The organism is Siminovitchia sp. FSL W7-1587 (genome assembly GCF_037963795.1).
In the GTDB taxonomy this organism is placed as follows: Bacteria; Bacillota; Bacilli; order Bacillales; family Bacillaceae_C; genus Siminovitchia; species Siminovitchia thermophila.
Map to the genome: position 1 here is coordinate 2511497 of NZ_CP150169.1, position 14760 is coordinate 2526256.

15 protein-coding genes are annotated in these 14760 nt (G+C 42.4%); 3 read left to right on the top strand and 12 right to left on the bottom strand.

The genetic code is table 11. The annotated features are described in order from the left end of the window. Nucleotides 1-40: 40 nt before the first annotated feature. Entirely contained in the window at nucleotides 41-619 is a 579-nt protein-coding gene (gene pdxT / locus NST31_RS11805) for a pyridoxal 5'-phosphate synthase glutaminase subunit PdxT (RefSeq protein ID WP_339160765.1), read from the top strand. Between the two features lie 124 nt (nucleotides 620-743). Here the strand turns inward: pdxT and NST31_RS11810 are convergent, their stop codons facing one another. From NST31_RS11810 to NST31_RS11830, 5 genes are all read right to left on the bottom strand, one after another. Beyond that, nucleotides 744-1370 carry a DUF1269 domain-containing protein gene (locus tag NST31_RS11810; protein ID WP_339160767.1) on the bottom strand — a complete coding sequence of 209 codons (627 nt, stop codon included), beginning with the start codon at nucleotides 1368-1370 and terminating at the stop codon, nucleotides 744-746. Between the two features lie 524 nt (nucleotides 1371-1894). Continuing rightward, nucleotides 1895-2905 (bottom strand): iron ABC transporter permease, encoded by a 1011-nt coding sequence (locus NST31_RS11815; RefSeq protein WP_339160768.1) that lies wholly within the window; start codon nucleotides 2903-2905, stop codon nucleotides 1895-1897. Continuing rightward, the gene (locus NST31_RS11820) at nucleotides 2902-3912 is read right to left on the bottom strand and encodes an iron ABC transporter permease (protein ID WP_339160770.1); all 1011 of its coding nucleotides are present in this window, start codon (nucleotides 3910-3912) and stop codon (nucleotides 2902-2904) included. The genes NST31_RS11815 and NST31_RS11820 overlap by 4 nt, the downstream gene beginning before the upstream one ends. A 70-nt stretch (nucleotides 3913-3982) precedes the next feature. Then, entirely contained in the window at nucleotides 3983-4894 is a 912-nt protein-coding gene (locus NST31_RS11825) for an iron-hydroxamate ABC transporter substrate-binding protein (protein ID WP_077112545.1), read from the bottom strand. After that, nucleotides 4845-5690, bottom strand: a complete 846-nt coding sequence (locus NST31_RS11830; RefSeq protein WP_339160772.1) for an ABC transporter ATP-binding protein — start codon at nucleotides 5688-5690, stop codon at nucleotides 4845-4847. Before NST31_RS11830 ends, NST31_RS11825 begins: the two co-directional genes overlap by 50 nt. A gap of 148 nt (nucleotides 5691-5838) precedes the next feature. Here NST31_RS11830 and NST31_RS11835 point away from each other — a divergent pair, with 148 nt between their 5' ends. After that, nucleotides 5839-6894, top strand: coding sequence for an NAD(P)/FAD-dependent oxidoreductase (locus NST31_RS11835; RefSeq protein WP_339160775.1), 1056 nt, complete (start codon nucleotides 5839-5841; stop codon nucleotides 6892-6894). A 199-nt stretch (nucleotides 6895-7093) separates the two neighbouring features. Here NST31_RS11835 and NST31_RS11840 read toward each other — a convergent pair whose 3' ends face one another. Both NST31_RS11840 and NST31_RS11845 read right to left on the bottom strand, forming a co-directional pair. Further along, on the bottom strand, nucleotides 7094-7384 hold the full coding sequence (locus NST31_RS11840) for a DUF2653 family protein (protein ID WP_077112540.1): 291 nt from the start codon (nucleotides 7382-7384) through the stop codon (nucleotides 7094-7096). Further along, nucleotides 7372-7806, bottom strand: coding sequence for a hypothetical protein (locus NST31_RS11845; RefSeq protein ID WP_077112538.1), 435 nt, complete (start codon nucleotides 7804-7806; stop codon nucleotides 7372-7374). The genes NST31_RS11840 and NST31_RS11845 overlap by 13 nt, the downstream gene beginning before the upstream one ends. Nucleotides 7807-8672: 866 nt before the next feature. On the opposite strand from NST31_RS11845, the gene NST31_RS11850 reads away from it, so the two are divergent. After that, nucleotides 8673-8795, top strand: a complete 123-nt coding sequence (locus NST31_RS11850; protein WP_268920957.1) for a hypothetical protein — start codon at nucleotides 8673-8675, stop codon at nucleotides 8793-8795. A gap of 260 nt (nucleotides 8796-9055) precedes the next feature. Here the strand turns inward: NST31_RS11850 and NST31_RS11855 are convergent, their stop codons facing one another. The 5 genes from NST31_RS11855 to NST31_RS11875 form a co-directional block, all read right to left on the bottom strand. Next, the gene (locus NST31_RS11855) at nucleotides 9056-10321 is read right to left on the bottom strand and encodes an aromatic acid/H+ symport family MFS transporter (RefSeq protein ID WP_339165533.1); all 1266 of its coding nucleotides are present in this window, start codon (nucleotides 10319-10321) and stop codon (nucleotides 9056-9058) included. Nucleotides 10322-10691: 370 nt separating this feature from the next. After that, nucleotides 10692-11855, bottom strand: coding sequence for a homogentisate 1,2-dioxygenase (locus NST31_RS11860; protein WP_339160778.1), 1164 nt, complete (start codon nucleotides 11853-11855; stop codon nucleotides 10692-10694). 19 nt (nucleotides 11856-11874) lie between these two features. Beyond that, on the bottom strand, nucleotides 11875-13164 hold the full coding sequence (gene fahA, locus NST31_RS11865; RefSeq protein WP_339160780.1) for a fumarylacetoacetase: 1290 nt from the start codon (nucleotides 13162-13164) through the stop codon (nucleotides 11875-11877). A 7-nt stretch (nucleotides 13165-13171) separates the two neighbouring features. Beyond that, the gene (locus NST31_RS11870) at nucleotides 13172-14158 is read right to left on the bottom strand and encodes a hypothetical protein (protein ID WP_205178976.1); all 987 of its coding nucleotides are present in this window, start codon (nucleotides 14156-14158) and stop codon (nucleotides 13172-13174) included. Then, nucleotides 14151-14756 (bottom strand): NADPH-dependent FMN reductase, encoded by a 606-nt coding sequence (locus tag NST31_RS11875; RefSeq protein WP_339160783.1) that lies wholly within the window; start codon nucleotides 14754-14756, stop codon nucleotides 14151-14153. Before NST31_RS11875 ends, NST31_RS11870 begins: the two co-directional genes overlap by 8 nt. Nucleotides 14757-14760 lie beyond the last annotated feature (4 nt).

Genomic DNA, 14760 nt, shown 5'->3' on the forward strand with positions numbered 1-14760 from the left:
CTGCCGCTTGAATATTTTTTACATGAAGGGAGGTCGAACGATGACAACAATTGGCGTGCTGGGATTGCAAGGTGCGGTAATAGAACATTTGAAACAAGTAAACGCTTTGGGATTAAACGGAATCATCGTGAAGAAACCGGAGCAGCTTCAGGAAATAGATGGGCTCATTTTGCCTGGCGGAGAAAGTACAACAATGAGAAGACTCATTGATCAATATGGTTTTCTTCAGCCACTTAAACATTTTTCCAAGCCGATTTTGGGCACTTGCGCCGGATTGGTGCTTGTTGCAAAAGAAATCGCCGATTCCGATGAAGCCCATCTTCAATTAATGGATATCAAAGTGAAACGGAACGCTTTCGGCCGCCAAGTAGAAAGCTTTGAAACGGAGCTTGATGTCAAAGGGCTGGGTAAACCTTTGACGGCTGTGTTTATTCGCGCTCCTTACATCGAGACGGCAGGTGAAGGGGTGGAAGTGCTTGCCACTTATGACGGATATCCGGTGGCCGCAAAGCAAGGAAGCATCCTTGTGAGTGCTTTTCATCCTGAGTTGACAGGGGACAGGCGTTTCCTTGCAATGTTTGTCCAGATGGTAAAAGAAATGAATCCGGCAGTTCCTTAAGGGATGTGCGGACTGCTATTTCCAATCAAATACTAGCCACAAAAATAGTGGTTCGCCATCTATTTATGTACGCCGGAAAGAGCCGCTGTCATCAGATTGTCAGCGGCGCTCTTTTTTTAGCTTATCAGACAGACTTGAATTTTCTTTTGAGATCCTCCACTTCTGCGCGAATGCGGTCTCTATATGACTTCACTTTTGCTTTGCGTTCCGCAGAGCGCTCTTCCCGTAATTTTTCCCGTGCTTGCTTTTGTAACTCCATTTCTATTTCGCGTGCGTGTTCAACCTCTTCTCTAATCATGCTAGCTTCATAGCGGCGGGTTTGAGAGGAAAATTTAGACATGATATCATCGTAGACGGCATCATATTCGTCAGACATCACCAAAACAATCGCAACATCATTGTCTTGTAGACGGGATGAAATGGCCGCAATTAAACTGGATTCTTCTTCAAGGTCATTTATATCTACTATCGCCCCGATGGCGGCCCCCGCACCAAAACCGAGCAGTACACCCAATGGTCCGCCTAAAACCCCCACAAGTGAACCGATCAAGCCGCCGATTAAGGTATCGTCTCTTGAGTGAACGCCTGTATCAAACCCATCTTTCAAGACGATTTGCTCGTTCTCCTTTTTTAAAATAACCACCTGTGATAATGCGAAGTCGTTACTTTGGTATTGCTTTTGCTTTAATTCTGCCAGCGCCTGAAATGCCTCGCTCTCCTCGTCAAAAAAAGTGACAACCACATTTTCCATAAAACATACCCCTTCCTGAAATAATCGGTTACTATTGTTATTCTCTTTTTTTACAATAGAAAACATTTAATGTATGACAAAAAAGAGACATCGACTGTTGAAGAGGCTGATTGACGATAATTTGCCACTTTTATGTGACCTATTTCTTTTTATGAGAAGGTGGGACATATTGAGGAGACCCTGAAAAGGGCGAGGGTAAAATGTCATCGGACTGTATCAATATATTTCATATAGTTATGCGACTTCCATTCAAATGCGCTTCACCATTCTGGCTGTTATTTGGGGCGTTACTATCATGACATGAGCGGGGTCCACCCTCTTTCAAGAGCGTTGCAAATGTCGTTTTTTACACTATATGTGATAGAAAATAAAGGAACCATGCGAAGAAGCAAATGTGACCTTTATCTTCTTTCCTGAAGAATGAATCAATAATAAACATCGTTTCTCAAACGGTACCACTGAATAAGGAGCGGATACCGTTTGAGGTATAATATATAGATGTCTGGCACGAGCTTCCAGATCAATTAACTCTTCTTCATCAGTAAATAAACAAAATATGGCGCTCCGATTAAGGCGGCCATAATCCCTGCGGGTATGCCTTCGGCGTGTCCCAGATTACGTCCGATTGTATCTGCAAGCAATAATAGCCAGCCGCCCATCAGAGTGGCCACCGGGATACATAATTGGTTTCTTGGTCCGACTAATGCTTTTGCCATATGCGGTGACATGAGTCCGATAAATGCGATGCCGCCTGTTACCGAAACGGCAGATGCGGCCAGTGCAACAGCGGTGAGCAGGAGTACGATCCGTTCTTTTTCGATGGAAAGTCCAGCCCCGATTGCAACAGGCTCGCTGAGTCCCAAAAGATTTAATCGATTTGCCTTATATAATGTAAGAGGAATCAGAATAGCTAACCACGGAAGGATCGCCCAAATGAACGGCCAGTCTGTACCCCAAATATTTCCTGCCAGCCATTTGGCAATAAAATCCACTTTTGTACGTTCAGCGGATGAGATCAGCACAATCATTGCTCCAGATAGGGCCATGGAAAATCCAATTCCGACGAGTACTAATCTTATAGGTTGAAGCCCCCGATTTCTTTTGTATGAAAAGAAGTAAATAAAACATGCTGTCATGAGAGCCCCGATGAAAGCGACAAATGGAAGCAGATAGACGAAGGAGCCCGCTTTTATGGGAAAAAACAGAAAGAAAACAGCAACAGCGACACCTGCTCCAGAGTTGATGCCGATGATACCCGGGTCAGCCAAGTCATTCCTTGTCATCGCTTGTAAGATAGCTCCCGACAATGCGAGTCCCATACCTGCCAATACGGTGACAATAATTCTTGGCAGGCGAATGGAAAATAAGACGAATTCCTCTTTAAAAGACCCTTGTCCAAGAAGGGTGGGAATGAGCCTGCCGTAAGACAGGGGAGAATCGCCCAGCCCCATGCTGATGATGATCGTGACCATGATCAGTATTGACAAGATAAGCAATATCAATTGCTGTCTTTTGATTAAGGCGGGATGTATCATAAGAGTGCCTTGCCTCCTTTATGTACAATGAGCAGGAAAAAAGGCAATCCCAAGATCGCAATAATGGCTGCGACGGGTGTTTCGTAAGGCGCGTTCATTGTACGGCCAAGCGTATCGGCCAAAAGCATAAAAGCGGCCCCTCCGATCGCCGACATGGGGATAATGAAGCGATAATCAGTTCCCACCACGGCACGAACCATATGGGGAACCATTAAACCAACAAATACCATATTGCCAACAAGAGCAACGGAAGCACCTGCCAGAAGGATGATCACAATAAAAAGGGCTATTTTGATTTGTGGCGTATTTTGTCCAAGTCCAACAGCAACTTCATCACTCAAGCTTAAAATAGTCAGTTGTCTTGAAAGGGATAGGGCAATCAGTATACCGATTAATATAAACGGGACGATGACTTGAAGCTGGCTCCATGAAAGGCCGGCTAATCCACCGGCGGTCCACATGGACACATCTTTTGAAACTTTGAAATAAATGCCGATCCCTTCTGCAATGGCATATAAGAAGGCAGATACAGCGGCTCCGGCCAATACGAGGCGAAACGGAGAAAATCCGCCTTTTTTCGCTGCCCCCAATCCAAAAACCATCATGGCTCCCACCGCTGCTCCCAACAAACAGCCGATCATCACGCCAACATAATTTGTGGATGGCATCCATACGATCGTAATGGCTAAAGCTGCATTGGCTCCGGCCGTTATCCCTAATAGACCCGGATCAGCAAGGGGATTTCGCGTCATTCCTTGCATGATTGCGCCGGAAACGGCCAAAGCCGCTCCAACAAAGGACGCACCGACTTCACGAGGAAGACGGATGTTAAGGATGACTGAAGTCTGCTCGCTTTTCTCATTAGACATTAGAGCGAGCCACACATCTTTTACTGTGATATCAGCTGCTCCCAGCACCATAGCGGCCATAAATACGCATATTAAAATAAGAATTCCGGCAAGCAGCTTATATGCAAATGGAATGAAAGGTTGTTTTTCTTTTATCATCAGTCACTCTTCTTTTCTTTTTCTTGTTGCGGATGAGGAATATTTTTATAGAAATCATGTCCATCTTGTTTTACTTGTCAAGAAAATGTTGCATAAAATAATCTAGTTGAAGTTCCAACGTAATGGGGTCGTTAAAGTAAAATTCCTTTGCATTCACCTCAAATACGCGGTTATTTTTAACAGCTGGAAGGTTTTGGTACGTTTCGGTTTCTTGGAATGAATGATCCGCATCGGTATTTTTGCTCACGATGAGATAGTCGCCGGCAAATTCCGGCAGGACCTCGGGTGACAAGGCATAGTAGCCATCTTTTAAAGCCATTTCTTTTACTTTTTCCGGCATGGGCAACTTCATTTCTTGATAAAGGATTTCCGTACCGCGTCCCCAATTGTCACCAAATACATAAAGCTGTTTGTCGAAGCTTTCAATAACAGAAACCGTTGCGTCTTCACCTATTTTTTCTTTGATCTTTTTTCCGGCTGATTGGGCGCGTTTTTTGAAGTCATCTACCCACTCCTTGGCTTCTTTTTCTTTATTGAGCAGTTTGCCAATTTCCAAGTGTTGTGTCAGATAATCTACTTTTCCATATGTATAGGTGACTGTAGGTGCAATTTCGTTTAATTTATCAATATTTTTTATATTAGAGAGTCCAATAATCAAATCCGGGTCCAACTCAATGATTTTCTCCAAGTTTTCATCGGATACTTCCTCAACATCTTGCAATTTTTCCTGAAAGCGGGGATTCATTTTAGACCATGAATCAACTCCAACCAGATTGACGTCCAAAGCCATGACATTGCCGGCAAAACTGGAGAGTACCACAACGCGCTGCGGATCGGCGGGAACTTTAACAGGCCCGTTTTCCGATTCGTACGTAATCGTTTCTGCCTTTTCTTCCTTGCTTTCCTTTTTAGTTGATTGATTGCCGCACCCGCTAATGAACAGCATGAACAACAGTACGGCTAGGATCCAGCGTTTCTTCATTTTTGTGTTCTCCTTTAATTAAGTTATAAGTGATGCACATAGGTTTGTTCGTTCGCGGGTCACGACCGATTTCAGCATCGATCTGAAATACACTTTTGAGGACCGGATGAGTGATGACTTCCTCGCAATTACCGGCTTTCACGATGTTGCCCTCTTTTAAGGCGATCATATAATCTGCAAAACGGGCCGCTTGATTCAGGTCGTGAAGGACCATGATAATGGTGCGCTCCTGCTCTTGATTCAGTTTTTGTAAAAGCTCTAAAACTTCTAATTGGTGAGCCATATCCAAGTATGTTGTTGGTTCGTCCAGGAAAATCATCTCTGTTTCCTGCGCAAGCGCCATGGCGATCCAGACACGTTGGCGCTGGCCCCCCGATAGTTCATCGACAGGGCGGTATTTAAAATCGCTAATACCCGTTACTTCAAGGGCCCAGTCAATTACTTCGACATCCTTTTTCGTTAAGCGTCCAAACCCTTTTTGATAGGGGAAGCGTCCATAGGAAACGAGTTCGCCGACAGTTAGTCCACCTGCACTTTCCGGTGTTTGGGGAAGGATAGCCATTTTTTTTGCAAGCCATTTTGTATTTTCTTTTGAGATGTTTTTTCCATCTAGCACCACCGCTCCTGAATCATGTGAAATAATTCGGGTAATTGCTTTCAATAAGGTTGATTTTCCGCATCCATTCGGACCAATGATGGTTGTTATTTGTTTGTCGGGAATTTCTATACTGAGATTTTTCACAATTAAGCGTCCGTCATAGCCCACGTTAAGAGCATCTGTATATAAGCGGATCATTCTTTCACCTCCGATGTAAGAAATATATAGTTGAGAATGATTATCATTTTCGTTATAATCATAAATATAAAGGTGAGGGTATGAGTTGTCAACTAGCTGATTGAGAATATTTTTCAATTATGCATAACATACTGGGAGTGAAGGAAATATGGAGCAGGCGGACATATTCGATGTAACCGTGATCGGAGGAGGGCCAGCAGGGCTTTATTCGACCTTTTACAGCGGTTTGAGAGCAATGAAAACAAAATTGATAGAGTATCAGCCGTTTTTAGGCGGAAAATTACATGTATATCCGGAAAAAATGATTTGGGATGTTGGGGGTATAACCCCAATCCCGGGAGCTAAATTGATTGAACAGCTTGTGGAGCAAGGATTAACTTTTCATCCAAAAGTCGTTTTGAATGAAAAAGTAGAATCAATTTCACGAAATAATAAGGGAATGTTTATTTTACATACAGCTTCAGGGGGAAGGCACTTTTCAAAAACAGTGATTATTGCTGTCGGCAGCGGTATTTTAAAACCGCAAAAACTGGAGATAGAAGGGGCCGATAGATTTGAAATAGCGAATTTGCAATATACGGTTCGATCGCTGAAACGTTTTAAGGATAAAACCGTCATCATTTCCGGCGGGGGGAATTCGGCCATTGATTGGGCCAATGAATTGGAGCCGATCGCCAAAAATGTTTATTTAATTTATAGAAGAGACAAGTTAACCGGACATGAAGCGCAAGTGCACCAACTTATGAATAGCTCTGTTGTTTGTTTTTTTAATACGACGATAACAAAACTGCGGGCTTGTAAACATCATGACGTGATCGAGCGGGTGGAATTGACGAATGTAAAAACAGGTGAAGTGATGGAACTTCCTGTTGATGAAGTGGTTATTCACCATGGTTATGAACGTGATACGACACTGCTGGATGACAGCGAGTTAAAGATGGCAAGAGCAGAAAATGGTTATATATGCGGCAATGCGTCCAGCGAAACGTCGATTAAGGGCCTTTACGCAGCGGGAGACATATTAAAGCACGAGGGAAAACTGCATTTAATTGCGGGAGCCTTTCAAGATGCGGCAAATGCCGTGAATAAAGCGAAGCAATATATTGAGCCGGAGGCGGATGAAGTCGGTATGGTTTCTTCTCATAATGACGTATTTAAAGAGCGCAACAGGGAATTGGCCAAGCAAATGATACAATCGTTCTAGGATTGATATCCACCACCCCATAAACACCGGAGCTTGAGGCGATCGAATAAACATAAAATGGAGGCGGGACATAAGTTGAAAACTGATTCATATTCGTAAGAATCGTGAGAATAAAACCGCGTGAAATCAAGGTTTTTAAACTTGATTCCATGCGGTTTGTTTCATTTTTACAGGGTTTTGTCCCGGTCCTATTCTTTATTTATGTGTTAATGACCGCTATAATCCCTTCCTCATCGTCCAAAACAAGCTCGATACCGGCAAAAGGGTCTTTATTTAACATTTCATCCAGCCATAGTCGAACGGCTTCGATGATGTGAATCGTCTCCAGAACCGACTTTTGCCCATGGATATAAGCCTCCGCGGAAAATCCGTCGTCATCGTCAAACATGAGTTCAACTTCTACTTCTTGGGGCTGTACGTTTTTCTTGCGGGATTGAGCGATACAAATGGCGTTGATGATATCTTGTTCGGAAATGATTATCTGCCCCACGGATTCATATCCTCTCTCTTTTTCTGTCTTTTAAGAGCTTCAAAGACTTTGCGGATAATTACGATCAAAAAGTAAATCGCTGCAAGGTTGATCATTAATCCCAAGATTGATCCCAATGCCCCCATATTGGCGAACAGGCTGCCAAACAATAAACCGGCAAGACCTCCAACCATTAACCCTTTCATGAGACCTCCTGAAAAGAATCCGCCTTTCTGGTTTGTTTTCTGCATTTGCGATTTTGTTGTAGTGGAGTCCTTAGGTTTTTCTTGGATGTTTGAAGGGTTTTTTTGCGTATTAAACCCTTTCTTACCCGACTTGTATCTTTTGGCCTCAACAGTGGTAACGTCATCCTGGAAGAAAAGGCTACTAACAGGGGAAAAGAAAAGAGTGGCAGCCAATAAGGCTGTCATTAGTTTTTTCATGGTGTTCCTCCTCAGTAAAAATGTCTGTACTATTATTATATACGATTTATGGGCTAAACTTAACGAATATGATGAGGAAAGCGGATATTTGTAGGAAATTAGATCATGATAGATGATGTGAGTGTTTACAGTAAGGATTAATCCCAATTTGATAAACGGGAAAGTTTTCCTCGTATATTGTCCTAGATGACGATGATGATAGGGGTTTGGCAAGGACTTCTTAAGCAAAAGTCCCCATTGCACCATCTGCAATGGGGATGATCCATCGGGAGGGGTTTCCCCTAATATTTTGTTAGAAAGAAATAGGGAATCGGTCCATTAACATAAGAAGACTCCAACTGTGGAGCATGGAAGAGTTGTATTTAGAATTGAAAAAAACTAAAAATTTTAACTTTATTGCCGATAAGTATAATAATTAGTACTCAACTTTCGCAGAGTGAAATCGGCAAATAAGCCTTGATATAACTAGGAAGGCCGGAGACCCACTGCTCAAGTTGACTATCTATTGTTTACGAGAATGGTTCTTTACAGGACATGAATTAAATGAGCGGGTTATTCATATCCACAAAATTACACCGTGAAAGGGTTGGGTCCCAAAAATGCGGATTTTCAACGATAAGCATTTTGATCCTTTTGATAAATCCTGATTTAGGGGTACTTTGAATATATCTCAATCGGTTCTAATCTATTGAAAGGCTACCTTATTTGCGAAGAGGTGGCCTTTTTATACTCTTTATCGTTTAAAAACAAGGGTTCTTTATATATATGTAGAATCTACCATATTATTTTTATTTTCTACCCTATCTATATCTAACTTAAAAGTACAGGCATAGTCGCTAAACCAAATTCCGACTGGGGGTCAGTCATTGTACTCTGCTATTGGAATGAATGAAAACGCTTTGAATGACGAACTTGATCAGCTAATTAATAAAGAAATTGATATGGTTAGTTTAGAAAATGATAAGCTTGAGCAAATGATGGAGTCCTGATGCAATAAAATAATATTTTTGTCGTAGCGGACCGAAGGGAGAATAAGGAACAAAAATATATTGACAACCTCACCAAGCCCGAACCTTCTTGGCATTGACAAAACTTAAAGTTATTTTGTTCCCACATCATCCGGATGCTACCCCATAAAGCACCTTCGTTCTTCGAACTTGTGCAAGCTGAAAGAAAAACAATCTTAAAGTCGTATAACAATTTGTACAAATATTGATACTTATTAAGAAGTGCTTCGATAACGCTTTTTTTAAACGATTTCGCCCTTCTTATTGGGTATTAAAGTAACCCCTATAGTGGCCACGATTCCAGCTATAACAAAGGTGTAGAAGCTCCATATCAAATCGAAGTTCATGCTTAATAAAAGTCCGATGATCACGGGACCGGAAATCGCTCCGATTCTTCCAATTCCAAGACCCCAGCCTATGGCTGTAGCCCGAGATTCTGCCGGGTAGTACTTTGTCACAAATGCATTCATAATTTGTGTACTGCCAACTGCTCCGAAACCAGCGAGCCCCACTAGTAAATAAACAACGGCCATGGAAGGGACTCCTATCGTTAGTAAAAATGCGCTCAAGGCGGCTAAAGCATATGACACTCCAATGACTCGTTTCGATCCCCAGCGATCCGCAATAGCGCTCGCAAGAAGTGCTCCGATTCCGGCCGTTAAGTTCATGACGAGCAGAAATGATAAGCTGGAATGAAGTGAATAGCCTAATTCCCGCATAATCTGTGGCAGCCATGTGTTTAATCCATATACAAGGTAAAAACCCATAATATAGGTAAGAAAAATGGCTAAAGTTGCCCTGATATATTGCTTGGAAAAAAGGCCTTTGATCGACTTTTGCGACTTTCCTTTTTCATTTGCATGTATTTCTCTCAAATTTTCAAATTGAGAAATATCCATTTTATAACGTTTGCATATGGCTTCAGCTTCATTTACATTTCCTCGGGAGAGAAGAAAACTAACTGACTCAGGCAAGTATTTCATCATGATTGGAATTAGTAGTAAAGGAATGGCCCCAATCCAAAACATAAATCTCCAGCCAAGCGAGTCTAAAAGAAGTATTGCTAATATAGCGGCCAAAACAGTTCCAAACGAATAACCAGAAAACATAAGGGCATAGTTGAATGATCGTCGATGAGGTGGTGAATACTCTATCGCCAGGGCAGAGGCTGTTGGAATGACGCCCCCTAAACCAATCCCGCCAATAAAGCGAAATATGGCAAACATTGTTGGGGATGTTGCAATGGCACATAAAATCATCGTGACTGAAAATAGCGCTACACAAATAATCAACGTTTTCTTTCTGCCTATTAGATCGGTGACGGAGCCGACAAATATGGCGCCGAAAAGCATTCCGAATAACGCATAGCTCCCAATGGTTCCGGCATATGCGGGAGACAATCCCCAAGGTTGATAGTCTAATAGGCTTGGCAATACAGCTCCATAAATTCCTAGATCGTATCCATCTGCCAATATACAAAAGAAACATATGCTTAGAATAAAGTACATTAAAGAACGCGGAACCCCAGACTTTTGTGCATGTTTATGGCTATCTTCCAATTCAACGGTTACTCTCTGAGCGCCTTGATTCATTACATGTTTCACCCCTCATCTGATATTGAAACAGTCGTTAATTGAGCAAGCTTTCTTTCCGTTAAAAAATGGGAGCCGAGGCTCCCATTATGACGGAACGCCTGTCTCGCTGTTTTTTGGCCAAAACCCGCGGATCACCTATTTCTCGTATGAAATGTCAGCGCTTTTTTCGATGGACGCTTATGGACAAGGAGTCGTTCACTCAATCCAGGTTCCGCTCGCTTTCCTTGTCCATCAGCCAAATCATTCCTGCCCTCGCTCACAGCCCGGCATTTTACTGCGTTTCTCAGTCCTCAATCCAACTGCTCTCATAACGATCATCTTCTATATCTCTCGCTGTTTTCATCACTTGTAGCGGTCGAAAAGTGTCAATCATGACTGCAAGTTCCAGTGTCTCTTTCTTACCAATACTCGCTTCAATAGTACCTGGGTGCGGCCCATGCGGTATACCGGAAGGGTGCAGTGTAATAGAGCCTTCATTAATTCCTTTTCTGCTCATGAAATTTCCTTCTACATAGTAAAGCACTTCATCACTATCAACGTTACTATGATAGTAAGGAGCCGGGATCGCTTCAGGATGATAATCAAATAATCGTGGCACAAACGAGCAAATCACAAAGTTATGGCCTTCAAAATTCTGATGGACAGGAGGCGGTTGATGAATCCTTCCAGTAATCGGTTCAAAATCCCCAATGTTGAAGATATAAGGATATAGGTAACCATCCCATCCAACGACATCTAAAGGATGATGATTATATATGTGGGAATGAAGGGCTCCCCGTGCTTTTGTTCTTACTTCGTATTCTCCTTTTTCGGTAAAATAGACCAGTTCTTCGGGTCCGCGAATGTCTCTTTCACAAAAAGGGCTATGCTCAAGCAACTGTCCAAATTCGTTGCGGTATCTTCTGGGTGACGTAATCCAACTCGTTGTTTCAATGACCAAAAATTTAGTCTCTCCATCATCTGGAATCACTTTATAAATCGTGCCTACAGGAATGATAATATAGTCGCCTTTACCGTAGGTAAGGGTTCCGAACATCGTTTCTATTTTACCTGTCCCATAATGGACAAAAAGCACTTCATCACCGTCGGAGTTACGGTAGTAAAATTCCATGGGGTTGCTTGGGTAGACTACACCGATCACCAAATCGTCGTTGCCCAATAAGTACTCCCTTCCTGATAGAGCATCTTGGCCTTTTTTTACTTTATTTGTGTTGAAATGTCTCGGCCTTAGTGGGCTCTGTTCTTCATACTCAAAAAAATTCTCTTGCAACAGGGAGGAGGTAACAATTTCCGTTGGCGGATGATCATGATATAAGATGGATTGAATGCCGGAAAAACCTTTTGTACCCATGACTTGTTCCCGATATAGAGTGCCATCTTCCTTTCTCATAACAATGTGCCTTTTACGGGGTATCTTGCCCATCTGCTTATAATATGTCACGGCCATACTCCTTTCTATATTCTTTTTATATAGTTGCTTTACTTCTCCGCTCAATAAGTTTAGCTGGTAAAATGGTTCCGGTTACTTCTCCAAATCCAATGCGATACCCAGCCCCTTGACACCAGCCTGTCAAAGTAAGTTCATCCCCATCCTCTAACCAGCTGCGCTCTTCACCGTTGCTTAACTTGATTGGTTCTGTTCCCCTCCAGGCCAATTCCAGCAGACTTCCTCTTGATCTCTTTTCAGGTCCGCTAATGGTGCCAGTAGCAATCAGGTCTCCTGTATTCAGATTACATCCAGTGATCGTATGGTGGGCAATTTGCTGTGCGGCGCTCCAGTATAAATACTTATAATTGCTCGCGGCTATGCAATCCGGCTTTTCCATGTTTGGAGTCTTTAAAAAGACTTCCAAATGAATATCAAATGAATCTGGTTTTGTATGTTTTAAATAAGGGAGTGGTTCAGGGTCCTGCTCCGGCCCTTTTACGCGAAATGGTTCTAATGCTTCCATCGGAACAACCCATGGTGATATGGAGGTTGCAAAGTTTTTCGCTAAAAAAGGACCTAATGGCTGATATTCCCATGCTTGAATATCCCGCGCACTCCAGTCATTCACAAGAACCATCCCAAAAATTTGCTCTTCCGCTTTTTCAACCGGGACCGGTTCGCCCATCTGATTGCCCATGCCAATGAAAAAGCCCATTTCCAATTCAAAGTCCAACTGCCTGCAAGATGTGAAAATGGGCTTGGTTGTGTCAGCGGGCTTTATCTGTCCGCAGGGTCTATTGAAATGAGTACCGCTCGTCACAACTGAGCTGGCTCGACCGTGATAACCTACCGGAAGATGGGTCCAGTTCGGCATAAGCGCATTTTCTTTTCCTCTGAACATGGTGCCTACATTTGCCGCATGTTCTTTAGAGGCGTAAAAGTCCGTATAATCCCCAATTTTTACGGGAAGTTCCATCTTTACATCTGCTTGCGGAATAAGCGCTCTTTCTCTAAGCTGTACGTTATCTCTCAACTTTGGTTCATTTTCACTTAATAGCATTTGCAGTCTTCTTCGAACGGATTGCCACACATCCGGCCCTTTGGCCATAAACGGATTTAAAAAAGGCGCGGCGAACACTTTTTCTTCTTGATCAATGATATCCTGAAAATAACCTTCTTCTTCCAATACTGATAGATCTAAGACATACTCTCCAATTGCAGTCCCCACACGCGGCTTGCCGCTGTTGTCTCTCAGTCTAAAGATGCCATATGGCAGATTTTGAATTGGAAAATGATTCGAAGGTTCCACCGGAATAAAAGAACGCATATCTTCACTAACCCCTCTCTATCATGTTCAGATCCTTAAATTCACTTCGAGGTGTCTCAAAGCTGCATGAGCCATAAGAATGTAAATATTCTTTTCGCAGTCTCATTATTTCTTTTGTGCTTATTTCTAAATGGCGCCATGTTATTTTCTCGTTCTGGAATGAAAAAAACTTGGCGTCTTTTTCTTGGAGAATTTCAGTGATAGATTCCTTATCTAAATGATGTTGATATGCCATCAGGCCGGCTACAAACACATTTACAAATCCGTGCATGTCCGCCTGGACTTCACTTCTATACAAACGTACCGGATGATGGAGCCCGGCGGTAAATTTGACAGGAACTTTGTGTTCCTTGCAATGATAGATAAAGCTGCCAACAATATTGCTATCTGGTATCAGGCTGGCCTTTATCCCGCCTGTTCTAAGTTTTCCGCCAATTGAATAAAATCGGCTTTGATTTTGCTGTGAGATCAATAGAGCCGTTTTGGCCAATTTTTGTTCCCAAAATCTATCATTCTTATGGATGGGAAACTCGCAATAGCAAGTGATATGATGGCGGCTGCTACGTTTTCCCACCTCGTTCATGAATTCCGCAGTAATGTTTAAAGAGGGCAGAGGCAACTCAAACTGATTGACTCTCACCTTCGTTCCATGTTTTAACTGAAAATGTTCAATGGAAGCTAAATCGTCTTTAAAAAGTTTAATCGTTTCTCTTTCATTTTCCGCTTTTCTCCCCAAGGCAGAAATCGCTAACGGCTTTTCCGATGAAAATAATTCCAGGTAAGGTTCCAATTTCTCCAATTGGGAAGCTGGGCAAACAAAGGGGCCGATCATCCAGGCCTCACAACTATGGATATAGGAGGCATAGTGATGTATGGCTTCTTCTAACGGTAATTGAGTTGGCGGAAACAGTCCGGCATAATCAATGAGCTTTTTAAAAAAAGCTTCGAAACTGTGGGGAGCGGTTGCTATGTCCTCTTTTGCTTTATTAACCAACTCTTGTTTTCATCCTTTCCGCATCAGTTGCTGAAAGTAAAGTGCCGGCTTCCTGTTCAGCATTTTTGAAAAGATTCCTTTGCATAAAGATCAATTCCTCGGCTAGATTGTTCATTCTAGTTTGTATATCAGCATCCATAATCTCATTTTTTTCATTAAAATGACTATTATGGGCATATACATAGCTTGGAGTCGTAAAAGCTCTTAAATAGCCGGCAATCGGTTTTAGTTGGTTTTCAATCATTAAATAATGTTGGAACGTTCCTCCGACTGCCACAAAGCCCATGATCTTATGGCGGAGTGCCGCCGGTGGAAGCAGATCAAAAAGATTTTTAAGCGGTGCGGGAATAGATCCATTAAAAACCGGAGTTCCAATTATATAAAAATCGGCGGCCATCACTTTTCTAATTATTTTTTGGGTATCTTCATTGTAATCATGAATGGGCCTGCCATCGGAAAATTCTATGTTATAATATTTAAGGTCCAACAACTCGGCATGAATGTCAGGGTCTTTTTTCTTTACTTTATTTAGTATTTCATTTACCAGAATGGCTGATTTGGCACCGACAATTGTTCCGGATATTCCAAGTAGTTTCAATATT

Coding starts and splice junctions, on each gene's coding strand:
- pdxT (WP_339160765.1), top strand. CDS start 41: ATGACAACAATTGGCGTGCTGGGATTGCAAGGTGCGGTAATAGAACAT.
- NST31_RS11810 (WP_339160767.1), bottom strand. CDS start 1,370: ATGGAAAATGTGGTTGTCACTTTTTTTGACGAGGAGAGCGAGGCATTT.
- NST31_RS11825 (WP_077112545.1), bottom strand. CDS start 4,894: ATGAAGAAACGCTGGATCCTAGCCGTACTGTTGTTCATGCTGTTCATT.
- NST31_RS11860 (WP_339160778.1), bottom strand. CDS start 11,855: ATGGCCGTGACATATTATAAGCAGATGGGCAAGATACCCCGTAAAAGG.
- NST31_RS11845 (WP_077112538.1), bottom strand. CDS start 7,806: ATGAAAAAACTAATGACAGCCTTATTGGCTGCCACTCTTTTCTTTTCC.
- NST31_RS11830 (WP_339160772.1), bottom strand. CDS start 5,690: ATGATCCGCTTATATACAGATGCTCTTAACGTGGGCTATGACGGACGC.
- NST31_RS11820 (WP_339160770.1), bottom strand. CDS start 3,912: ATGATAAAAGAAAAACAACCTTTCATTCCATTTGCATATAAGCTGCTT.
- NST31_RS11815 (WP_339160768.1), bottom strand. CDS start 2,905: ATGATACATCCCGCCTTAATCAAAAGACAGCAATTGATATTGCTTATC.
- NST31_RS11855 (WP_339165533.1), bottom strand. CDS start 10,321: ATGTACTTTATTCTAAGCATATGTTTCTTTTGTATATTGGCAGATGGA.
- NST31_RS11835 (WP_339160775.1), top strand. CDS start 5,839: ATGGAGCAGGCGGACATATTCGATGTAACCGTGATCGGAGGAGGGCCA.
- fahA (WP_339160780.1), bottom strand. CDS start 13,164: ATGCGTTCTTTTATTCCGGTGGAACCTTCGAATCATTTTCCAATTCAA.